This is a genomic window from Streptomyces sp. FXJ1.172, from assembly GCF_001636945.3.
GTDB lineage: Bacteria > Actinomycetota > Actinomycetes > Streptomycetales > Streptomycetaceae > Streptomyces.
In genome coordinates this window covers 8,202,054-8,223,290 of sequence record NZ_CP119133.2, presented here as the reverse complement: position 1 = coordinate 8,223,290, position 21,237 = coordinate 8,202,054, and the positions used below count along the sequence as shown (strand labels likewise).

At 72.0% G+C, this 21,237-nt stretch carries 17 protein-coding genes; 6 read left to right on the top strand and 11 right to left on the bottom strand.

Annotation, left to right across the window (positions count from 1 at the left end; all coding sequences use genetic code 11):
• Window positions 1–105: 105 nt before the first annotated feature.
• A complete protein-coding gene (locus A6P39_RS37135) occupies window positions 106–519 on the bottom strand; it encodes an SsgA family sporulation/cell division regulator (RefSeq protein WP_067051734.1) in 414 nt (137 codons plus the stop codon).
• 345 nt (window positions 520–864) lie between these two features.
• On the opposite strand from A6P39_RS37135, the gene A6P39_RS37130 reads away from it, so the two are divergent.
• Window positions 865–2,307, top strand: a complete 1,443-nt coding sequence (locus tag A6P39_RS37130; protein ID WP_067051735.1) for a PP2C family protein-serine/threonine phosphatase — start codon at window positions 865–867, stop codon at window positions 2,305–2,307.
• 109 nt (window positions 2,308–2,416) lie between these two features.
• Here the strand turns inward: A6P39_RS37130 and A6P39_RS37125 are convergent, their stop codons facing one another.
• Window positions 2,417–3,907: a DNA-binding protein NsdB gene (locus A6P39_RS37125; protein ID WP_067051736.1), complete on the bottom strand. Its 1,491-nt coding sequence runs from the start codon at window positions 3,905–3,907 to the stop codon at window positions 2,417–2,419.
• Between the two features lie 285 nt (window positions 3,908–4,192).
• On the opposite strand from A6P39_RS37125, the gene A6P39_RS37120 reads away from it, so the two are divergent.
• A complete protein-coding gene (locus tag A6P39_RS37120) occupies window positions 4,193–5,338 on the top strand; it encodes an aminoglycoside phosphotransferase family protein (RefSeq protein WP_067051737.1) in 1,146 nt (381 codons plus the stop codon).
• A 321-nt stretch (window positions 5,339–5,659) separates the two neighbouring features.
• Entirely contained in the window at window positions 5,660–7,630 is a 1,971-nt protein-coding gene (locus A6P39_RS37115; protein ID WP_067051739.1) for an N-acetylmuramoyl-L-alanine amidase, read from the top strand.
• 13 nt (window positions 7,631–7,643) lie between these two features.
• Here the strand turns inward: A6P39_RS37115 and A6P39_RS37110 are convergent, their stop codons facing one another.
• From A6P39_RS37110 to A6P39_RS37080, 7 genes are all read right to left on the bottom strand, one after another.
• Window positions 7,644–8,141 carry a hypothetical protein gene (locus A6P39_RS37110; protein WP_067051741.1) on the bottom strand — a complete coding sequence of 166 codons (498 nt, stop codon included), beginning with the start codon at window positions 8,139–8,141 and terminating at the stop codon, window positions 7,644–7,646.
• Window positions 8,142–8,311: 170 nt separating this feature from the next.
• Window positions 8,312–9,214 carry a universal stress protein gene (locus tag A6P39_RS37105; RefSeq protein ID WP_067051743.1) on the bottom strand — a complete coding sequence of 301 codons (903 nt, stop codon included), beginning with the start codon at window positions 9,212–9,214 and terminating at the stop codon, window positions 8,312–8,314.
• Between the two features lie 166 nt (window positions 9,215–9,380).
• Window positions 9,381–9,623 carry a DUF397 domain-containing protein gene (locus tag A6P39_RS37100; protein WP_067051745.1) on the bottom strand — a complete coding sequence of 81 codons (243 nt, stop codon included), beginning with the start codon at window positions 9,621–9,623 and terminating at the stop codon, window positions 9,381–9,383.
• Window positions 9,624–9,716: 93 nt separating this feature from the next.
• On the bottom strand, window positions 9,717–10,883 hold the full coding sequence (locus A6P39_RS37095; RefSeq protein ID WP_067051747.1) for a thiolase domain-containing protein: 1,167 nt from the start codon (window positions 10,881–10,883) through the stop codon (window positions 9,717–9,719).
• Entirely contained in the window at window positions 10,880–11,929 is a 1,050-nt protein-coding gene (locus tag A6P39_RS37090; RefSeq protein WP_067051749.1) for a thiolase domain-containing protein, read from the bottom strand. Before A6P39_RS37090 ends, A6P39_RS37095 begins: the two co-directional genes overlap by 4 nt.
• Window positions 11,926–12,867, bottom strand: coding sequence for a Zn-ribbon domain-containing OB-fold protein (locus A6P39_RS37085; RefSeq protein WP_067051751.1), 942 nt, complete (start codon window positions 12,865–12,867; stop codon window positions 11,926–11,928). Before A6P39_RS37085 ends, A6P39_RS37090 begins: the two co-directional genes overlap by 4 nt.
• 21 nt (window positions 12,868–12,888) lie before the next feature.
• On the bottom strand, window positions 12,889–13,689 hold the full coding sequence (locus A6P39_RS37080; RefSeq protein ID WP_067051753.1) for a crotonase/enoyl-CoA hydratase family protein: 801 nt from the start codon (window positions 13,687–13,689) through the stop codon (window positions 12,889–12,891).
• Between the two features lie 158 nt (window positions 13,690–13,847).
• On the opposite strand from A6P39_RS37080, the gene A6P39_RS37075 reads away from it, so the two are divergent.
• Together A6P39_RS37075 and A6P39_RS37070 are read left to right on the top strand one after the other, a co-directional pair.
• Complete coding sequence (locus A6P39_RS37075; RefSeq protein WP_067051755.1) at window positions 13,848–15,464, top strand: acyl-CoA synthetase; 1,617 nt, start codon at window positions 13,848–13,850, stop codon at window positions 15,462–15,464.
• 244 nt (window positions 15,465–15,708) lie between these two features.
• A complete protein-coding gene (locus tag A6P39_RS37070; RefSeq protein ID WP_079133624.1) occupies window positions 15,709–17,316 on the top strand; it encodes a sulfatase in 1,608 nt (535 codons plus the stop codon).
• A gap of 24 nt (window positions 17,317–17,340) precedes the next feature.
• Here A6P39_RS37070 and A6P39_RS37065 read toward each other — a convergent pair whose 3' ends face one another.
• Window positions 17,341–18,207, bottom strand: a complete 867-nt coding sequence (locus tag A6P39_RS37065) for an alpha/beta fold hydrolase (protein ID WP_199840921.1) — start codon at window positions 18,205–18,207, stop codon at window positions 17,341–17,343.
• A 204-nt stretch (window positions 18,208–18,411) separates the two neighbouring features.
• Between A6P39_RS37065 and paaK the strand changes: the two genes are divergently transcribed.
• Entirely contained in the window at window positions 18,412–19,734 is a 1,323-nt protein-coding gene (gene paaK, locus A6P39_RS37060) for a phenylacetate--CoA ligase PaaK (protein WP_067051759.1), read from the top strand.
• Here the strand turns inward: paaK and A6P39_RS37055 are convergent.
• A complete protein-coding gene (locus A6P39_RS37055; protein WP_067051761.1) occupies window positions 19,731–21,227 on the bottom strand; it encodes an acyl-CoA synthetase in 1,497 nt (498 codons plus the stop codon). The genes paaK and A6P39_RS37055 overlap by 4 nt on opposite strands.
• Window positions 21,228–21,237 lie beyond the last annotated feature (10 nt).

Here is a 21,237-nt window from a genome sequence, read left to right as displayed (position 1 = left end):
TGCCCTTGCGGCACGCCGCGCGACAGGGTGCACGGGGTGATCGTCAAGGTCCATACCCGTGCGATGAGGCGAAGATGAACAAGAGTCAAAGTCACCCGGTACCGCTCACACCCCGCCGAACAGAGCGCTGAGCCCGCGTTCCACCACCCTTGCCACATCCTCCTGTCCGGGAGCCACGACGTCGTAGGTGCGCAACAGGAACCGGCGCAGCGCAAGGGCGTGGAACTGCAGCAGGGCCAGGCCGTGGGGCGAGTGGAACTCCACCACCGTCCGGGTGCGGCCGTACGGCCAGATCTGCACGTCCCCGTGACCGGCCGGGGCGCGCAGTCCCTGGTCGAGCAGGGAACGCGCGAAGGTCCAGGTGACCTCCTCGCCCTCCAGGGCGGACTCGGCGGGGAAGTCCACGAAGACGGCGAGCGGGTCGTCCGCGGTGTAGCGCAGCGTGGCCGACACGGGGATCTCCTGGTCCTCCGCGGTGACGAGCCGGGCGAGCACGGGCTGTTCGACAGTGATGTCCATGCTTATATGGAGTCCGTGGAGGCGTTTCACATGCTGCCAAATCCGGTCAGAGTTCGACGGGTACAGGCCGGAGGTGACGCAGGGGAACACAGGAGCCTCGAACGCATGAATGAGCGCTACGCGAAGATCGCCCGCACGGGACAACTCTCGTAGGATTCCTACGACTTGAGCCACCCGGCGCGTACGTGGTCCATACGCCCGGATCACTCCGGGAAGACTCTGGCATATGCCGGAAGCACCACCGTATCGTGTGTTGCCAAATCCCTTACAGGGCGTCGCGGGCTGTGCCACAGTCGTAACGGTCCCCCGTCCTGCTGGCCGTATCGTCCCCCATCGGAGTGCGTCATGCCGTCCCCAGTCTCCGCGGGCCGCCCAGCCGCCCAGCCGCCCGGACGCGGCTCGGTCGAGGCGCTGATCACGCAGACGCGGCGGCTCAAGGGCGACGTGGACGCCGTACGGCGGGACACCCGCAGCGACGGCACGGACCCGGAGGAACGCTGGCAGCGCGCCCTCTGCGACCTCGCGCTGCACCAACTCGACGACCTGGACGCCCACCTGGCGCAGCTCCGGGACGGCCCGGCCCCGGCGCCGCCGTCCGACCCGGACGGACCCGCCACCGCGCTCCCCGTCCGCACCGCGCCGGCCGCCGTTCCGCGCGGCTCGCTGCTCAGCCGGGTCGGCAGCGCCGAGTGGAACCTGCTGACGGACGAGGCGACCTGGTCCGGCGAGCTGTACCAGATCCTCGGCCGCGACCCGGCCGGCCCCGCCCTCACCCTGGACGAACTGCCGTCGCTGGTCCTGGAGGAGGACCGGACGGCACTGACCGCGATGGTGACGGGCTGCCTGGTCGACGGCAAGCCGATCGACGGCGAGTTCCGCATCCTGCGGTCCGAGGGCTCCGTGCGGACCGTGCACATGATGGGCGAGCCCGTCCTCGGCGCGGACGGCGGCACGGCTTCGATGTGGGCGGTGCTGCGCGACGTCAGCGAACTGCGCCGCAGCCAGCGGACGGTGCGCGAGACCCATGACTCGTTGCAGCGCCGGCGCCGGCAGGAGCAGACCGAGCACCGGATCGCGGCCGAGGTGCAGCAGGCCGTGCTGCCGCCCTGGCTCGGGTCCCTGCGCATGCCGCACCAGGGATCGCGGCCCCTCGACCTCGCCGCCCACCACCTCCCCGCGGCGGCGAGCACCCTCATCGGCGGCGACTGGTACGACGCGCTCGACCTGCCCGACGGCGAGACGCTGCTGAGCGTCGGCGACCTCACCGGGCACGGGGTGGCCGTCGCCTCGGGCATGGCGATGCTGCTCGGTGCCGTACGCGGCATGGCCATGGCCGGCAGCCGGCCCGGTGAACTCCTCGGCATGCTCAACCAGTTACTGGACGCCACCGTGCAGCCCGCCCTGGGCAGCGCCGTCTGCTGCCGCTACCGGCCCGCGACCCGCACCCTGGTCTGGGCACAGGCAGGACACCCCGCCCCGCTGCTGTTCCGCGACGGGACGGGGCGCATGCTGAACGCGCCGGACGGCGTACTGCTCGGCGCGACCTGTGGGGCCGTCTACGGGCAGGCAGAGGAGACCCTTCAGCCGGGCGACCTCCTGCTGCTGCACACCGACGGGCTGGTGCCGGGGCACATCACGACGGCGGCCGTGGACCGGCTGCTCGGCCTCGCCCCACGGTTCGGCGCGGCGCGCACCGCGCAGGACTGTGTACGGACGCTGGTCGAGGAGTTCGGCGGAGCCGGACGCGAGGACGACGCGTGCGTGCTCGTCGCCAGGGTCACCACGTGAACGCCTGGATCACCACGTGAACGCCAAGGTCACCACGTGAACAAGGCCGCCACGTGAACTCGGGGCACCGCCCGGGGAATTGAGTGCTCAGCCCCCTGTGGCTGAGCGCTCACGCCTGTGCGCTGCTGCCCTTGGACCTCGGCTTGGGCAGGGCGTTCCTGATCTCCTCCCGCAGTTCGTGGATCTTCGGGTACTCGGCGTACTGGGCGGTGAGCTGGTACATCTGGCGCAGCCGGTCCCAGGTGCGCCGGGAGGAGTTCGAGCCCATGGACATCAGGGCCAGCCGGGCGAAGCGGTCGGCCTGTTCCGGGTCGTCGGCGATGAAGCAGGCCGATGCCATGGACAGGTGGTCGAAGATCTTCGACCGCTCCCGCCCGTCGACGCGCAGGGCGAGCGCCTTCTCCGCGTAGTACTGGGCGTGCGCGGCCGCGCCCGGGTCGTACTCCGCCAGCGTGCGATAGGCAAGGGCCTGCATGCCGTACAGGTCCTCGTCCTTGAAGGTCTGCATCCAGTCCAGCGGCTCCCCGTCGCCCCGGTCGGCGACGAACATGTCCTCCGCCTGGCCCAGGGTGCGGCGCATCGCCTGGCCCTTGCCCATCGACGCCTGCGCCCAGGCCTCGATGGTGTGGAACATCGCCTTCGTGCGCGGCTGGAGGCTGTCGCCGGAGCCGGACTGGGCGAGCTTCATCAGGTCCAGCGCGTCGTCGGGCCGGCCCAGGTGCACCATCTGCCGGGCCGCCCGGGACAGGGCCTCTCCCGCACGGGGCCGGTCGCCGCCCTCACGGGCCGCGTGGGCGGCGATGACGAAGTACTTCTGCGCCGTGGGCTCCAGGCCGACGTCGTGCGACATCCAGCCCGCGAGGACGGCGAGGTTGGCGGCGACGCCCCACAGGCGCCGCTGGAGATGGGGTGGATGGTGGTAGGCGAGCATGCCGCCCACCTCGTTGAGCTGGCCCACGACCGCCTTGCGCTGAAGCCCGCCTCCGCGGGCCGCGTCCCAGGCGCGGAACACCTCGACCGAGCGCTCCAGTTCCTCGATCTCCTGCGACCCGATGGGGGCGGCCTCGTAACGGTCGAACCCAGCGGGGTCGGCGTGCAGGGGGTCGTCGAGGACGGGGGCGTCGGCCTTCAGGGCCGGGTCGGTGTGCAGCCAGTCGTGCATGGCGCTGCTGAGTGTGGATCCCGCGGCGAGCGCGGCACCCGCGCCCACCAAGCCGCGTCGGTTGAGCATGAGGTCCATTCCCGTGAATTCGGTGAGGACCGCGGCGGTCCGTTCGGGCGCCCACGGCACGCCGTCGGGATGTTCCTCGATCCCGTCGCCCTGCCGTTTCCCGCTACGCCCGTGCCGTACCAGACCGAGGTCCTCGATGGTCACGACACGGCCGAGACGCTCGGTGAACAGGGCCGCCAGCACCCGCGGCACCGGATCGCGCGGGATCTCTCCCGTGTCGATCCACCGCCGCACCCGGGAGGTGTCGGTCGACAGCTGGGGGTGGCCCATGGCCGCCGCCTGCTTGTTGACCAGCCTCGCGAGTTCGCCCTTGGACCAGCCGGCCAGGCCGAACAGGTCCGCCAGGCGGGTGTTGGATTGTCCGCTCACGTCAAGCCCCCAGGTACTCGGCTGAGTTGACAGTAGCCCCGTGGAGGTTGCCGAGCGACTATTCGCCACGGTTCGCCAGGGTGCGCCAGATGGTGTGCCACTGCCCATCGGGTGTCAGGTAGGAACGCGCCACCCCGACCCGGTCTCCCCAAGTCGATGAGAGTCGAGATGCGTGTCGATATGACAGGGGCATTCCCCAGGGTGCCCTCGGGCGGCCGGGCCGGGTTGCGCGCAAGGACTTGCACAGGCAGGCACTGCAGGCACACGAAGGGATCTGTATCTCCCATGTACGCAGCATCGTCCTCCGTGTCCGCCCCGCCCCGGCCGCTGCGCTCCCGCCCGGCGGGCGGCGGGCCGTACCTCGACCCGGTGGCGCGTCCGGGCGGACCCGTGCCGGTCGCGGGCCGGCTCCGGCGGGTACCGGGCCAGCCCGGTACCCCACCGCTCAGCGGGAGACTCGACTTGTCCGGTCCCCAGGGGGCGCAGCTGCGCTCCGCGATCGCTTCGGTGCACCGGATCTGTCCGGAGTTCGCTCCGGTGCAGGTGCTGCGGCGCAGCGGGCGGTCCGTCCTCCTCGTCGGGACGACAGGGCGCAGTACGGCCGTGGCCAAGTGTCTGCTGGACCACTCGCCTGCCTGGGCCGAGCGGATCCGCCATGAAATAGCCGCATACCGCTCGTTCGTCCGGCACCGGCCCCCGGTCCGCGTGCCCCGGCTGATCGCGGCGGATCCGGACAACTGCACCCTGGTGATCGAGCGGATGCCGGGCCGCGTGGCGGCGCTGCTGCGGCATCCGGGGGAGGCGCCGCCCCGCCCGGACATCCGGGCCGCGCTGGGGGCGATCTGCCGGGTGAACGCCTGGCGGCCTCCCGCGGGCACGTTCGACATGCCGCTGGACTACGGCGCCCGGATCGCCCGGTACCACGAGCTGGGTCTGCTCACCGACCGGGACCTCGGCGACCTGCAGAAGCTGCTGCACGGGATCGCCCACGAGGTGGGCCGGCACGGCATGCTCCAGTTCTGCCACGGCGACGCCCTGCTCTCGAACATCCTTCTGTCACCGGCCGGTCCAGTGCTGGTGGACTGGGAGCACGCGGGCTGGTATCTGCCGGGGTACGACCTGGCGACGCTGTGGCTGGTCCTCGGGGACGCGCCGGTGGCCCGGCGTCAGATCAGCCAGATCGCCCAGTCGGCGGGCCCGGCCTCCCGGGACGCCTTCCTGGTGAACCTGATGCTGCTGCTGACCCGGGAGATCCGGACGTACGAGACGGCCGTGCAGCGTTCGATGCAGGACACGGCTCCGACGGCACCGGGTGCGGCCCACCCCGGTGCGGCACCGTCCGGCGAGGAACAGCGGCTGCTGCTCAGGCGGCTGCACGACGACTGTCAGATGGCCCGCAAGGCCGTCCGGGCGGCGGTCGGCACTCGCTGACGGGGCTAGTGCCCGGGCAGGCAACGATCGCTCCGGGCAAACGTTGCCTGCCGGGGCACGAAGGTCCGCGATGCGCCAGAGCGGCGGCGCATCGCGGACCTTCGTGCGTCCGCACCACGTTCAGGCCACGTCGGCCACTGGTGTAGGCCGGTGACGCCCCGCAGGCCCGCGCACCGCCACCGCGAAACTCGCCGAATTCCCTCCGTGACGTGGGAAATCGCTGGCCCGAAGGCATCATTGACGGATCGTCGGCAAGCCGGTACCACTGACCCAGCTCGGCGCCGCATGCCCCGCCACGCCCGCCCGTCACAGGAGGCCGCATTGCGAGGTTCCGCCACTGATTCCACGTCCGTCCCCGGCAACAGACAACTGCGGCGGGCGGCGGTCCCGCTCGCCTCCGCGGCCCTGCTGCTGCCGCTGCTCGGCGCGGCTCCCGCGCAGAGCACCACCGACTCCTCCGCCGGCCGGCTCCAACAGGCGTTCGCCACGGCCTCGGACGAGTACCACGTGCCGCAGAGTGTCCTGCTGGCCGTCTCCTATCTCCAGTCCCGCTGGGACTGGCACGGCGGCGCGCCCAGCGTGACCGGAGGCTACGGCCCCATGCACCTGACCGACGCCCGGACCGCGATCGCCACCACGGAGCACTACGCCGAAGGCACGGAGGACGCCCGCGGCGACGGCGCCCGCTCGGCCGTGCACCCGAGGATCGACGTGCCGGCCGAGTCCGCCGTGCCGGCCCGGCTGAAGACGCTGGCGAGGGCGGCGCGGCTGACGGGCCTGCCGGCCGGGAGGCTGCGCACCGACCCGGCGGCCAATGTGACCGGCGGCGCCGCCCTGCTCGCCGCCGCGCAGAAGGAGCTGGGCGAGCCGCTGAGCACCGACCCGGCCGACTGGTACGGCGCGGTGGCCCGTTTCTCCGGGGCGGACGACACGGCGACCGCTGCGGCGTACGCGAACGACGTGTACGACGTCCTGCACACGGGCGAGGAGCGCACCACGGACGACGGCCAGCTGGTGGCCCTCGCCGCCGAGCCGGGACTGGCCCCGGACACCGCCCAGCTGGAGCGGACCGGCCTGCGCACGCTGTCCGCGGACGGCACCGAGTGCCCGAGGTCGGTGTCCTGCGAGGCGGTCTGGGCGCCGTACGCCCAGTTCGGCAACAACGACTACGGCAACCACGACCTCGGTGACCGCCCGGTGTCGCAGCGCATCAGGTACATCGTCATCCATGACACCGAGGGCACCTGGGACGGGGTGCTGCATCTGATCCAGGACCCGACCTATGTGTCCTGGAACTACACGATCCGCTCAACGGATGGTCTGATCGCCCAGCACGTCAAGGCGAAGGACGTGGCCTGGCATGCCGGCAACTGGTACGTCAACGCCGCGTCGATCGGCATCGAGCACGAGGGCTTCCTGGCGAACCCGGACGCCTGGTACACCGAGGCGATGTACCGGTCCTCGGCGCGGCTGGTGAAGTACCTGAGCCGCACGTACGGCATCCCGCTGGACCGCCAGCACATCCTGGGCCATGACAACGTTCCCGGTCCGACCACGTCCGTCATCCCCGCCATGCACACGGACCCGGGCCCGTACTGGGACTGGCGGCACTACTTCCAGCTGCTGGGCCACCCCTTCAAGCGCACCGCGGGCAAGCGCTCCGGCCTGGTGACGATCCTGCCGGACTACGCGTCGAACCAGCCGGAGTACACGGGCTGCACCACATCGGGCGCGCCCTGCACCGCGCACGGCTCCAGCGAGGTGCGGCTGTACGCGGACCACGACACGAGCGCCCCTCTGATCAAGGACGTCGGTCTGGGCAAGGACCCGACCATCGATGTCAACGATCTGTCCTCGCGGGTCGCCACCGGCCAGCAGTACGCGGTCGCGGACCGCTGGGGCGACTGGACGGCGATCTGGTACCTGGGGCAGAAGGCCTGGTTCCGCAACCCGTCCGACGAGCCGGTGGCGGTGCCCGCCAAGGGGCTGGTGATCACTCCGAGGGACGGCCTCGCGAGCATCCCGGTCTACGGCCGGGCCTATCCGGAGAAGGAGGCCTACCCGGCGGGCGTTCCCGCGCAGTCGGTGGTGCCGCTGCCGTACACGATCCCGGCCGGGCAGAAGTACGTGGTCGGTGACGAGGTGCCGGGCGAGTACTACTACTCGGTCACCTTCACCACCGACTCGCACCGCGTCGTGCTGGGCAAGGACCTGTACTACGAGATCCAGTACGGCCACCGGGTCGGGTTCGTCCGCGCGGCCGACGTCACGCTTCAGGGCTCGGCCGGCTAGTCGGGCCCGGGCCTCAGCCCTGCTGGAAAAGCTCCGCCGGGAGCGGCTTCAGCAGGGCGTAGAGGTCGTCGGTGATGGGGCGGTCCCAGGCGGCGATGGTCACGAGGATGCCGTCGCTGCGGTCGAACTGGACGCAGGAGATCCGGGACTCGGACAGCTTCAGCCGCCGCACGATGAGGAGGTTGTCGCCCTGCAGGACCGGGGTGTCCTCGGTGTCGAGGACGGTGACCTCCTCGTCGTTCTCCAGCGCGAGCAGCAGCTGGCCCACCTCGAAGGGGATCTCGCCCTCCTCGACCTCGCGGGCCGGGGAGCCCTCGGGGAGATTGCCGATGATCATCGCGGGGCCGCGGCCGCCGAAGAGGTCGTAGCGCAGGAAGACGCCCTGGCAGGTGCCGTCGGGGGCAGGCAGCAGGCCCGCGCCGAGGTTGCCCGGCCAGTCGCCCGGGTCCATGGCCAGCACGTCGAAGTCGGGTCCGGCAGGAGTGGCGCTGCGGCGGCGGAGGAACGACATGCGGCCATGGTACGTGCCCGCGCCGCATGGGGTGACTTGTGGGCACCCGGTGACACGGCGCGGGCGCCGGGGCGTGCGGGAATGCCGTCGGCCAAGGGGACGGCGGAACGGCGGACCCCCGCCCGGCGCACGGCGGACACCTCCCCGACGGCAGGGGCCACCGGGCTTGCTCACTCCTGCGGGGACTCCGGTGGTACGACCGCGATCGGGCTGGCCGCGTGCAGCAGGACGGCCTGAGCGACCGAGCCCATCATGCGGGCCGGGGAGAGCAGGCGACGGCGGTGACGGCCGACGACGACCAGTTCGGCGTCCCGGGAGGCGGCGACGAGGTGTCCGGCCGCGTCACCCGGCAGCGCCTCGGTGTCGACGCGGACCTCGGGGTGCCGCCCCCGGTGCGGGGCGAGGAAGCCCTCGGCGAGCGCACGGGTCTCGCTCTCCACGGCGACCTGGTCGATCACGGGCGGCAGAATCTGACCGGGCGCGGTCCAGGTCTGCACCGGCCACGGGTAGGCGGCGATCACCTGCAGCCGGGCCTCGCGCAGGGCGGCCTCGGCGAAGGCGAAGCCGAGGGTGGCGTCGTCGGGGCTGTCGGCGTGCAGGCCGACGACCACCCGGGGCCCGGGTTCGGCCGGTCCGTCGCCGTGCACCTCCCGGCCGGGCCGGGGCACGACGACCACCGGGCACTCGGCGTCCCGGGCGGCGGCGAGGCCGTTGGAGCCGAGCAGCAGGCTGGCGAAGCCGCCGCGGCCGCGCGAGCCGAGGACCAACAGCTGGGCGTCGGTGCCGAGTTCGGGCAGCACGGCGCCCGGTACGCCTTCCAGGGCGACGTACTCCACGGCGGGCTCCTCGACGCGGCCCGCCAGCCGGGTGCGGACCTCGTCCAGGACGGGGTCGCCCTCCGCCTCGGGCGGCGCGGCGACCAGCACGTCGGCCTGGCCCCAGGCGGCGTACTGCCGTACGTGCACCACCCGCAGCACTGCCGCGCGGCGCCGGGCGGCGGCGACGGCCCAGTCCAGCGCCCGCAGGCTGTCGTCCGAGCCGTCGACCGCTGCGATGACCGGTGCAGTGCTCATCGTTCTCACCTCCGGAATGCGACCTTCCCCTTGCTGGAGCCAGCCTGGCCCAGGCATCGGCCCCCGTGGGGCGCTGCAGGTCGCGTGTCCGGAAATCGGCCCGGAACACCCCCGGTTCGGCTCCTGGCCGGCTCTCGCCGAGGACCGGTGCCGTCGGTGGCGCGGCTCAGGTCAGGTCGAACTCCCCCTCCCGCGCGCCGGAGACGAAGGCGCCCCACTCGGCGGGCGTGAAGATCAGGGAGGGGCTCTCCGGGCGGCCGCTGTTGCGCATCGCGATGAAGCCCTCGACAAAGGCGATCTGGACATCGCCCAGACCTCTGCTGCTGGACTGCCATTCGGCGTTGCTGAGGTCGAGGTCCGGCTTGTCCCAGCCCGCGAGCGGCTGCTGCTGGATGGTGCTCTCGGCCACGTCCGTGCTCCTCCCGGTTCGTCGTCCGCGGCTCAGCCTAGCGACCGCTTCCTACGGCCGACAGGCCACGTGGGAAGGACTTTGGCCAGTCGCTCAGGCGCCGGGCGGCGTGGCGCCCACGAGCCACATGGAGAAGAACTGCGAGCCGCCGCCGTAGGCGTGTCCGAGGACCTTCCGGGCGCCGTCCACCTGGTGCTCCCCGGCCTGACCGCGGACCTGGAGCGCGGCCTCGGCGAAGCGGATCATCCCGGAGGCGCCGATGGGGTTGGCGGACAGCACACCGCCCGACATGTTGACGGGCAGGTCCCCGTCGAGTTCGGTCACCCCGGACTCGGTGAGCTTCCAGCCCTCGCCCTCCTCGGCGAAGCCGAGGTTCTCCAGCCACATGGGTTCGTACCAGGAGAACGGCACGTACATCTCGACGGCGTCGATGTCCCGGCGCGGGTCGGCGATGCCGGCCTGCCGGTAGACGTCGGCGGCGCAGTCCTTGCCGGCCTGCGGGGAGACGAAGTCCTTGCCCGCGAACAGGGTCGGTTCGCTGCGCATCGCGCCGCCGAGCATCCAGGCGGGCGGGCGGGGCGCGCGGGCGGCTCCGGCGCGGTCGGTGAGGACCATGGCGCAGGCGCCGTCGGAGGAGGGGCAGGTCTCGGAGTAGCGGATGGGGTCCCACAGCATGGGCGAGGCCTGGACCTTCTCCAGCGTGAGGTCGTGCTCGTGGAGATGGGCGTAGGGGTTCTTCAGGGCGTTGCGCCGGTCCTTGTAGGCGACGAGGGAGCCGATGGCGTCCGGGGCGCCGCTGCGCCGCATGTACGCGCGCACGTGCGGGGCGAAGAAGCCGCCCGCCCCGGCGAGCAGCGGCTGCTGGAAGGGGATGGGCAGGGACAGGCCCCACATGGCGTTCGACTCGGACTGCTTCTCGAAGGCGAGGGTGAGGACGGTGCCGTGGACGCGGGCCGCGACGAGGTTGGCGGCGACCAGGGCGGTGGATCCGCCGACGGATCCGGCGGTGTGCACCCGGAGCATCGGCTTGCCGACGGCACCCAGCGCGTCCGCGAGGTACAGCTCGGGCATCATCACGCCCTCGAAGAAGTCGGGCGCCTTGCCGATGACCACGGCGCCGACGTCGGCCCAGGTCAACTCGGCGTCCTCCAGGGCCCTTCGGGCCGCCTCGCGGACGAGTCCGGCGATCGACACGTCCCGGCGGGCGGCCACGTGCTTGGTCTGGCCGATGCCTACGACGGCCACGGGCTCCTTGCTCATCGTGGATCCCCTTCGAGTACGGCGACCAGGTTCTGCTGGAGGCAGGGGCCGGAGGTGGCGTGGGCGAGGGCCCGGTCGGACGCGCCGCGGTGGATGCGGGCGGCGGCCTCGCCGATGCGGATGAGTCCGGCGGCCATGACGGGGTTGGCGGCGAGCGCTCCGCCGGAGGGGTTGACGCGCACGTCGTCGCCGAGGCGGAGCACCCTGCGCAGGAGCACCTCCTGGGCGCTGAACGGCGCGTGCAACTCGGCCGTATCCACGGGCCGTTCGAAGACGCCCGCGTGCTCGGCGGCGAGCCGCGTGGACGGTGAGTCGGTGAGGTCGCGGACGCCCAGCCCGTGGGCCTCGATGCGGTGGTCGATGCCGCGGATCCAGGCGGGCCGCTCGCACAGCTGACGGGCCCGCTCCCCCGCCGCGAGGATCACGGCGGCGGCGCCGTCGCCGACGGGCGGGCAGTCGCCGGTGCGCAACGGCCGTACGATGTAGTCGCCTTGCGGGGTGCGGCCCTTGAGCTGGGCGTGCGGGTTGGCGGCCGCGGCGGCCCGGCTGCGGGCGCCGACGGCCGCGAGCGCGGGCTCGTCGGTGTGGCCGGCGTCCATCAGGGCCTGTGCCTGGAGGGCGGCCAGGGCGACGGAGTCGGGCCACAGGGGGGCGACGTAGTACGGGTCGAGCTGCCGGGTCAGTACGTCGCGCACGGAGCCGGGTGAGGACTTGCCGTAGGAGTACACGAGCGCGGTGTCGGCGTCGCCGGTGAGCAGTTTGGTCCAGGCCTCGTACAGGGCCCAGGCGCCGTCCATCTCGACATGGGACTCGGAGACCGGCGGCCAGGCGCCGACGCCGTCGAGGGCGAGGGTGAAGGAGAAGGCGCGGCCGGCGAGGTAGTCGCTGGAGCCGGAGCAGGTGAAGCCGATGTCGGCGGTCTTGAGGCCGGTCTGCTGGAGCACGTCGTGCAGCACCGGCATGAGCATCTCCACCTCGGAGGATTCCTCGGTGGAGCGGCGGTGGTCGGTCTGGGCGAAGGCGACGACCGCGATCTCCCGGGTCACAGCAGCTCCTTGTAGGTGTCGTAGTCGGCGTCGGGTTCGCCGGTGGGCCGGTAGTGGTCGGGGTATCGCGCGCCTTCGGTCCACACGGGCTCCACGCGCTGGCCCATGCGCACCTGGTCGTACGGGATGCCGCCGATCCGCGCGTGCAGGGCGAGGTCGGCGCCGTCGAGGGCGATGTGCGCGTAGACGTAGGGCACCTCGATGTCGAGGTTCCTCGCCTTGATGTTGACGATGCAGAAGGTGGTGACTGTGCCCCGGGGACCTACCTCGACCTGTTCCGCTGTGGCCACGCCGCATGTGGGGCACGCACCCCTCGGCGGGACGTACACCTTGCGGCAGGAGGGGCAGCGTTCGCCGACGGTCCGCTGTTCGGACAGGGCGTGGATGTAGGCGGACTGGGCGCGGCCGGGTGAGTAGGTGTAGTCGAGGCGGGCCGGGGCGACGATCCCGGTCAGCGGGTCCTCGAACTCGCCCGCGTGGCCGCCCGGTTGTCCGGGTTCTCCGTCGTACGGCTCGAAGCAGGCGATGTCGGTGATGGCGCCGGTGCGCTCCTCGGCCCAGCGGATCCGCACCCGCATGCCGGTGCGCACGGCGACGGGGCCGGGGGCGTCGAGGGCGTGCAGCAGGGCGGTGTCGGCGCCGTCGAGCCGGACCAGAACCCAGGCGAAGGGGGTGCCGAGCGGCTGGCCGCGGCGGGGTTCGTGGTTCCACGCCCAGGTGGTGACGGTCCCGGTGGGGGCGACCTCCACCAGGTCGCGGATCTCCTCGGCGGTGACGGGGTCGTATTCGACGGGCGGCACGAGGGTGCGTCCGTCGCCGGTCCGCACGCCGAGCACGACGCGTTCGCGCAGGCCGGTGAGGAAGGCGCTCTGGACGGGGCCCAGGGAGCGGGTGAAGGGGAACTCCACGACGAGGGGTGCTTGCAGGACTTCGGGCATCCTTGGGGACTCCTTCGGCGGTCAGGCGCGCTTGTAGACGGGGGGCCGTTTCTCGGCGAAGGCGCGGGCGCCCTCCTTGGCGTCGGCGGTGTCGAAGACCGGCCAGCCGCGCGTGAGTTCGGCCGCGAGGCCGTCGCTCTCCGGCATCTCGGCGGTGTCGTACACCGACGCCTTGACGGCTTCGACGGCGAGCGGACCGCAGGCGTTGATCTGCTCGGCGATCCGAAGGGCCTCGTCCAGCGCGGTGCCGTCGGGGACGACATGGCCGATCAGGCCGATGCGGGCGGCCTCCTCGGCGCTGTACGGCCGTCCGGTGAGCAGCATCTCCAGGGCGTGGGTGCGCGGGATCTGGCGCTGGAGCCGGACCGTGGACCCGCCGATCGGGAACAGACCGCGCCGGACCTCGAACAGACCGAAGGTCGCGGACTGGCCGGCGACCCGGATGTCGGTGCCCTGGAGGATCTCGGTGCCGCCCGCGACGCAGTACCCCTCGACGGCGGCGATCACCGGTTTGCGGGGCCGGTGGTGACGCAGCATGGCCTTCCAGTGCAGGTCCGGATCGGCCTTCAGCCGGTCGCGGTGGTGCTCGCCCTGCATGCCGTTGCCGGCGAGCGCCTTCAGGTCCATTCCGGCGCAGAAGGAGCCGCCCGCGCCGGTGAGCACGATCGAGCGGATCCCGTCGTCCTCGTCGGCCTCGAGCCAGCCGTCGTACAGGCCGACGAGCATCGGAAGCGAGAGCGCGTTCCTGGCGTCGGGCCGGTTGAGTGTGAGCACCAGTGTGGCGCCCTCGCGCCGCACGGTGAGGTGTTCCGTCCCGCCCATGGGCTTGTCTCCCCTCGGTGAGAACGAGAACAGGTTGCAGGAGGCGGGGAGGCACTTCAAGGGTTTTCTGACAGTCAGTCAGATTTATTGGCGCGGACCCTTCACAGTTGCGGCGCCCTTTGCTCTGATGACCGGCGAAGCGACGGTCAGGAGGAGCGGTGGAGTACAACCTTGCTGATCTGTTCGAGTCGGTCGTCGACGTGGCCGCGGACCGCGAGGCGCTCGTGTACGTCGATCATCCCGGCACCGGTGCGGAGCGTCGGCTGACCTACGCGGAGCTGGACGCGGCCGCCAACCGCATCGCCCATCATCTGATCGACAGCGGGATCCGCCCCGGGGAGCATCTGGGCCTGCACCTCTACAACGGCGTCGAGTACCTGCAGACGGTGCTGGCCTGCCTGAAGGCACGCGTCGTCCCGGTCAACGTCAACTACCGCTATGTCGAAGAGGAGTTGGTGTATCTCTACCGGGACGCCGACCTGGTCGCGCTGGTCTTCGACGCGGAGTTCGCGGACCGCGTGGCGGGGGCGCTGCCGCGGGTGCCGGGGCTGCGGCATCTGGTGTGCGTGGGGGCGGACGCGTCCGGGGTGCCGGGCGCGGTGCCGTTCACCCGGGCGGAGGCCGCCGGGTCGCCGCGACGCGGCTTTCCCGCGCGCTCCGGGGACGACCAGTTCATCATCTACACCGGTGGCACGACCGGCATGCCCAAGGGTGTGATGTGGCGCCAGGAGGACCTGTTCTTCGCGGGACTGGGCGGCGGGGCGCCGACCGGGGAGCCAGTGCGGACACCGCAGGAACTGGCCGAGCGGGTCGCGGCCGGCGGCACCGGGATCACCTTCTTCCCCACTCCCCCGCTGATGCACGGCACCTCGACGCTGACCGCGTTCATCGGCTTCAACTTCGGCCAACGCGTGGTCCTGCACCGCAAGTTCGTGCCCGAGGAGGTGCTGCGGACCATCGAGAGGGAGAAGGTCACCAGCATGTCGCTGGTCGGCGACGCGATGCTCCGGCCGCTGATCGACGCGCTGAGCGGACCGCTGAAGGGCACCGACTGCTCGGCCCTGTTCAGCGTCTCCTCGTCCGGCGCGATCATGTCGGAGACGGTGCGCCGGCAGTTCCGTGAACTGGTCCCGAACGCCATGCTGCTGAACAACTTCGGCTCCTCCGAGTCCGGCTTCAACGGCACGGCCACCGAGGACTCCGGCCCCGAGCGCGGCTTCCGGATCCGGGTCAACTCCCGTACCCGGGTGGTGGATCCGGCGACGCACGAGCCGGTCGCGGCGGGCGAGGTCGGCCGGGTCGCCCAGTGCGGCCATGTGCCGCTCGGCTACTACAACGACCCGAGGAAGACGGCCGAGACCTTCTTCGCCAGGGACGGACAGCGCTGGGTGCTGCTCGGCGACATGGCGACCGTCGACGCGGACGGCGTGGTCACGGTGCTCGGCCGGGGCTCGCAGTGCATCAACACCGGGGGCGAGAAGGTCTACCCGGAGGAGGTCGAGCAGGCTCTCAAAGCCCATCCGGACGTGTACGACGCACTGGTCGCCGGGGTGCCGGACGCGACGTGGGGCAACCACGTGGCGGCCGTGGTGCAACTGCGCGAAGGAGCCGCGCACCCCTCTCTCGCCGACATCCAGAGCCACTGCCGCACCCGGCTGGCCGGGTACAAGATCCCCCGTCAGCTGGTGATCGCGGAGTCCATCCGGCGCTCCCCGAGCGGCAAGGCCGACTACCGGTGGGCCCACGAGGTGGCGGCGGCGGCGGACCGGCCGTAGGCAGGAGGCGCAGGCGGTGGACGCGGGGTGTCCCGCCGCGCCCCGACCGCACCGGAGGATTACCCTGTGCGCACGATTGACGTCAATTGATTACCAAAAGTGACGATCGGTCGTGCGAGTGATGCCGGCCCGGGTCCCTCCCGCACCGGCACCCGGCCCCGCACGGAAGGACCTCCCGGTGTCGCATCCCACGCCTCGTCCACGGTTCGCGTGGTGCCGTCGGCACACCCGGATCGGGCGGGGGGTGACCATCGGCACCACTGTCCTCGCCGTCGCCCTCCTGCTGGGCGCGCTGCTGCTGCCGGACCAGCCCGACCACCTCACCCCCACCGCGTTCGTCCGGCTGCCGGCCGAGGGCATCCTGCTCGCGGTCGCACTGCTCGTGCTGCCGCCCCGGGCGCGGCGGGCCGGGGCGGTGGCGGCCGGTGTGCTGGTCGGGCTGCTCACCCTCCTCAAATGTCTCGACATCGGCTTCTACACGGTGCTGTTCCGCCCCTTCGACCTGGTGCTGGACTGGGGGCTGCTCGGCAACGCGGCGGACTACCTGCGCGAGACGTCCGGCCGGGCCGGTGAGCTGGCCGCCATCGCCGGTGCCGTGCTGCTCGGGGTCGCGGTCCTCGTCCTGACCACGGGCGCCACGGTCCGCCTGACCACCCTGCTGGTCCGCCACAGCGCCCGGTCGGTCCGCGGCATCCTCGTGCTGGGCACCGCGTGGATCACCTCCGTCGTGCTCGGCCTGCACCACGGCGGCCAGCCCCTCGCCGCCGCGCTCGACGCCGACCTGCTCGGCGACCGCGCCCACCAGGTCCGCGTCTCCCTCGCCGACGCCCGCCTCTTCCGGCAGCAGGCCGCCGTCGACGCCTTCGCCCACACCCCGCCCGGCCGGCTGCTCACCGGCCTGCGCGGCAAGGACGTGCTGTTCACCTTCGTCGAGAGCTACGGCCGCTCGGCGATCGAGGATCCGGCGATGGCCCCGCGCATCGACGCGGTCCTCAAGGAGAGCACGGCCGGTCTCCGGGCGGCCGGGTTCACGGCGCGCAGCGGCTGGCTGCGCTCGCCGGTGACGGGCGGCGGCAGCTGGCTGGCCCACTCGACGTTCCTGTCCGGCCTGTGGATCAGCAACCAGCAGCGGTTCCGCAGCCTCACCTCCAGCGACCGCGCCACCCTCACCGGTTCCTTCCGCAGGACGGGTGCCTGGCGCACCGCCGGTGTCGTGCCGGGTGTGCTGGTGGCCTGGCCGGAGGGCCGGTTCTTCGGCCTGGACCACGTCTACGACGGCCATCACCTCGGCTACCGCGGCCCGGACTTCGGCTGGTCGCAGGTGCCGGACCAGTTCGCCCTGGACACCTTCCGGCGTGCTGAGTTCGCACGGCGGGGCCGCGGCCCGCTGATGGCGGAGATCATCCTCACCTCCAGCCACTATCCCTGGGCGCCCGTCCCGCGCATGACCGACTGGGCGAAGCTGGGCGACGGCACGGTGTTCCAGCAGATCAGGCGTGAGGGCAAGTCCCAGGAGGAGGTCTGGAGGGATCCGGAGAGCGTGCGCGCCGCGTACCGCGCCTCCATCGAGTACTCGCTGCACAGCCTCCTCGGGTTCCTGCAGCGCTACGGCGGCAAGAACACGGTCCTGGTCTTCCTGGGCGACCACCAGCCGGTGCCGACGGTCACCGGGAACAGTCCCCGCAGGGACGTGCCGGTCAGCATCGTCGCGCACGACCCCGACGTGCTGGACCGGATCTCCGGCTGGGGCTGGACGGAGGGGCTGAAGCCCGCGGCGAACGCCCCGGTCTGGCCGATGGACAGCTTCCGCGACCGCTTCCTGAAGGCCTATGGGTCCGAGCCCGGCCGGTGACGGGGCGGGCCGGGGCCGGGCCGCCTACTCCGCCGAGGGCGGAGCGGCGCCCGCCGATCCGGTGAGGAAGCCGAGGACGCGGCCGGCGAACCACTCCGGATCGTCCAGCCAGGGAAAGTGACCGGCACCGGGCTGGACGCCGAACTCGGCCTCGGGGAAGGCCGCGGCGGCCCGGCGGGCGAGGTCGGGACGCGGGCCGCCGTCGAGTTCGCCCGCGTGGACGAGCACGGGTGCGGTCAGGCCGGCGAGGGCGGCCCGGGTCGCCCCGGGCGTGAAGGCCCCCGCGCCGAAGTAGCGCGCTTCCGCCTCCTCGTTGGTCTGCTCCACCTCGGCGTCCGCGTGCGCCCGGGCGGCGGCGTCCCAGCGGCCGTAGAAGAACGGCACGAAGGCGTCGTCGAAGTCCGCCTCGCCCGCGAGCCAGGCCCGGAAGGCGGGGAAGGCCTCGGCGAACCAGGGTTCGTCCGCGCGCAGCGGGGCCGCGGCCAGCCGGTCCTCGGGCGTCGTCCGCATGCCCAGCGCGGACGGGTTCGGGGTGATCAGCACCAGCCGCCGGATCCGCCGCGGGTACCGGGCCGCGTAGAGCATGGCCAGGGCGGCCCCCGCCGAGTGGGCGAGCAGATCCATGTGTTCCAGACCCATGTGCGCACGCCACACCTCCACGTCCTCGACCATCCGGTCGCAGCGGTACGTCGCCGGGTCCGCCGGCACCGCGGATGCGCCGGTGCCCCGCAGGTCGAGCAGGGCCAGCCGGCGGTGCGCGGTCAGTCCGCCGAGGTCCCGGAGGTAGGCGGAGGCGCGCATGGGGCCGCCGGGCAGCACCACGAGGGGCTCGCCCGCGCCCCGCAGGTGGTAGGCGAGCCGGGTTCCGTCGGTCGCGGTGAAGGTCGGCATGGCCGCGATCATGTCGGCCCGCCCCGGCGGCAGGCAACATTTTTACGCACGGGCGCCGCATCCCGGGCGCGGAGGCGGGACCGCCGCACGGAAAATTCGTGCACCCCTCTTGCCTGATGGCGAACGGCCTGAATTACTGACCCCGAACGAGTCGACCGAATGATCGGTCGTCCGGAATGTACGGCCTGCAAGGGAGACGTCTCGATGGCGGATGCGACGGACCTGCGCGATGCGGGCGAACGGCTCGGGGCCGAGGAACTGCGGGCGCTCCAGCTGGAGCGGCTGCGCGCCTCGCTGCGGCACGCCTACGACCACGTGCCGTTCTACCGGGAATCCTTCGACAAGGCCGGCGTCCACCCCGAGGACTGCCGCTCTCTCGCGGACCTCGCCCGCTTCCCCTTCACGGCCAAGGCCGACCTCAGGGAGAACTACCCGTACGGCATGTTCGCCGTTCCCCGGGAGCGGATCCGCCGGCTGCACGCCTCCAGCGGCACCACGGGACGCCCCACGGTGGTCGGCTATACGGACAACGACCTCTCCATGTGGTCCGACATGGTGGCGCGCTCACTGCGGGCGGCCGGCACACGGCCCGGCGACGTCGTGCACGTGGCCTACGGCTACGGGCTGTTCACCGGTGGTCTGGGCGCCCACTACGGCGCCGAGCGCCTGGGCTGTACGGTCGTCCCCGCGTCCGGCGGCATGACGGCCCGGCAGGTCCAGCTGATCCAGGACCTGGAACCGGCCGTCATCATGGTGACCCCGTCCTACATGCTCACGCTGTTGGACGAGTTCGAGCGGCAGGGCGTGGACCCGCGCACCACTTCGCTGCGGGTCGGTGTCTTCGGGGCGGAGCCCTGGACCGAGCAGATGCGGCGCGAGATCGAGGAGCGGTTCGCGATCGACGCCGTCGACATCTACGGCCTGTCCGAGGTGATCGGTCCCGGTGTGGCGCAGGAGTGCGTGGAGACCAAGGACGGGCTGACCGTGTGGGAGGACCACTTCTATCCGGAGGTGGTCGACCCGGTCACGGGCGAGGTGCTGCCGGACGGCGAGCGGGGCGAGCTGGTGTTCACCTCGCTGACCAAGGAGGCCATGCCGGTCGTCCGGTACCGGACCCGGGACCTGACCCGGCTGATGCCCGGCACGGCCCGGGTGTTCCGGCGGATGGAGAAGGTCACCGGGCGCAGCGACGACATGGTGATCCTGCGCGGAGTGAATCTGTTCCCGACCCAGATCGAGGAGATCGTGCTCCGCACGCCCGGTGTGGCGCCCCACTTCCAGCTCCGGCTGACCCGGGAGGGCCGTCTGGACCGGCTCACCGTCCGCGCCGAGGCCCGTGCGGACGCGCCGACGCAGACGCGGGAGGCGGCGGTCCGGTCCATCGTCGCGGCCGTGAAGGACGGCATCGGGGTCTCGGTGGACGTGGAGATCGTGGACCCCGAGTCGCTGGAGCGGTCGGTGGGCAAGATCCGCCGGATCGTGGACCTGCGGCCGCGGGACGCGGGGCAGGACGCAGGGCACCTCTAGTGCCTGAAGCGGTCGCGGAGTTCGCGTTTGAGGATCTTGCCGCTGGCGTTGCGGGGCAGCTCGTCGACGAACAGGATCCGTTTGGGAGCCTTGAAGGGGGTCAGTTGCCCCTTCACGTGGGCGATCAGCTGATCCTCCGTCACCTCACCGCGGAGGACGACGATTGCCGTGATGGCCTCGATCCAGTGGTCGTCGGGGAGGCCGATCACGGCGGTCTCGGCGACGGCCTCGTGGGTGTAGAGGGCGTCCTCGACCTGGCGTGAGGCGACGAGGACCCCACCGGAGTTGATGACGTCCTTCACACGGTCCACGATCGTGAAGTAGCCGTCGGCGTCGCGCACCGCGAGGTCGCCGGAGCGGAACCAGCCGTCCCGGAAGGCCTCGGCGGTCTCCTCGGGCTTGTCCCAGTAGCCCTCGCACAACTGCGGTGAGCGGTAGACGATTTCACCGGGCGTGCCGTCGGGCACGTCCTCTCCCCGGTCGTCCACGACCCGCGCGTCCACGAAGAGCACGGTCCGGCCGCAGGAGTCCAGGCGGCCCTCGTGTTCGCCGGGGGCGAGCACCATGGCCAGCGGGCCGATCTCGCTCTGTCCGAAGCAGTTGTAGAACGCGAGCTTCGGCAGGCGGCCACGCAGGCGCTCCAGCACCGGGACGGGCATGATCGAGGCGCCGTAGTAGGCCTTGCGCAGGCCGTCGAGGGCGCGGGTGGCGAAGTCGGGCCGGCCCGCGAGGGCGATCCACACGGTGGGCGGCGCGAACAGGCTGTCCACACGGCCCGCTTCGATCAGGTCGAGGAGGCGGTCCCCGTCGGGGGCGTCCAGGACGAGGTTGGTCGCGCCGACCGCCAGGTACGGCAGCAGGAACACGTGCATCTGCGCCGAGTGGTACAGCGGCAGCGCGTGCGCCGGGCGGTCACCGGCGCTCAGGTCGAGCGCGGTGATGGCGCTCAAGTACTCGTGGACGAGCGCCCGGTGCGTCATCATCGCGCCCTTGGGCAGGGCCGTCGTGCCGGAGGTGTACAGCAGTTGCACCAGGTCCTCGGTGCGGGGTTCCGGCCCGTCGTACGGCGGTGCGTCCGGCAGGCGGCAAAGGAGGGAGCCTTCGGCGTCCCTGAGCGGCAACGCCCGTACTCCGTCCGGGAGCCGACCGGTCAGGTCCGGGTCGGCGAGCGCCAGGGTGCTGCCGGACTGGGCGACGAGGTAGGCGAGGTCGTCGCCGGTGAGGTTCTGGTTGACCGGCACATGGATCAGGCCCGCCCGGGCGCAGGCGAGGAAGGCGATCAGGTACGCGTCGGAGTTGTGGCCGTAGGCGGCGACCCGGTCGCCGGGCGCGAGTCCCTCGGCGAGCAGCACCGAAGCCGCGCGGGAGACGGCGTCGTCGAGTTCCTCGTACGTCCACCTGCGCTCGCCGTACTCGACCGCGACCCTCGCCGGGGTGCGCCGGGCGCTGCGCCGCAGCACCCCGTCAACCGTGCTGCCCTGTCCCTGCGTCATGACTCATGAT

Excerpts from the sequence above, each read along its gene's own strand:
- A6P39_RS37135 (WP_067051734.1), bottom strand. The coding sequence starts at position 519 with ATGGACATCACTGTCGAACAGCCCGTGCTCGCCCGGCTCGTCACCGCG.
- A6P39_RS37130 (WP_067051735.1), top strand. The coding sequence starts at position 865 with ATGCCGTCCCCAGTCTCCGCGGGCCGCCCAGCCGCCCAGCCGCCCGGA.
- A6P39_RS37120 (WP_067051737.1), top strand. The coding sequence starts at position 4,193 with ATGTACGCAGCATCGTCCTCCGTGTCCGCCCCGCCCCGGCCGCTGCGC.
- A6P39_RS37110 (WP_067051741.1), bottom strand. The coding sequence starts at position 8,141 with ATGTCGTTCCTCCGCCGCCGCAGCGCCACTCCTGCCGGACCCGACTTC.
- A6P39_RS37105 (WP_067051743.1), bottom strand. The coding sequence starts at position 9,214 with ATGAGCACTGCACCGGTCATCGCAGCGGTCGACGGCTCGGACGACAGC.
- A6P39_RS37095 (WP_067051747.1), bottom strand. The coding sequence starts at position 10,883 with ATGAGCAAGGAGCCCGTGGCCGTCGTAGGCATCGGCCAGACCAAGCAC.
- A6P39_RS37085 (WP_067051751.1), bottom strand. The coding sequence starts at position 12,867 with ATGCCCGAAGTCCTGCAAGCACCCCTCGTCGTGGAGTTCCCCTTCACC.
- A6P39_RS37080 (WP_067051753.1), bottom strand. The coding sequence starts at position 13,689 with ATGGGCGGGACGGAACACCTCACCGTGCGGCGCGAGGGCGCCACACTG.
- A6P39_RS37065 (WP_199840921.1), bottom strand. The coding sequence starts at position 18,207 with ATGCCGACCTTCACCGCGACCGACGGAACCCGGCTCGCCTACCACCTG.
- paaK (WP_067051759.1), top strand. The coding sequence starts at position 18,412 with ATGGCGGATGCGACGGACCTGCGCGATGCGGGCGAACGGCTCGGGGCC.
- A6P39_RS37055 (WP_067051761.1), bottom strand. The coding sequence starts at position 21,227 with ATGACGCAGGGACAGGGCAGCACGGTTGACGGGGTGCTGCGGCGCAGC.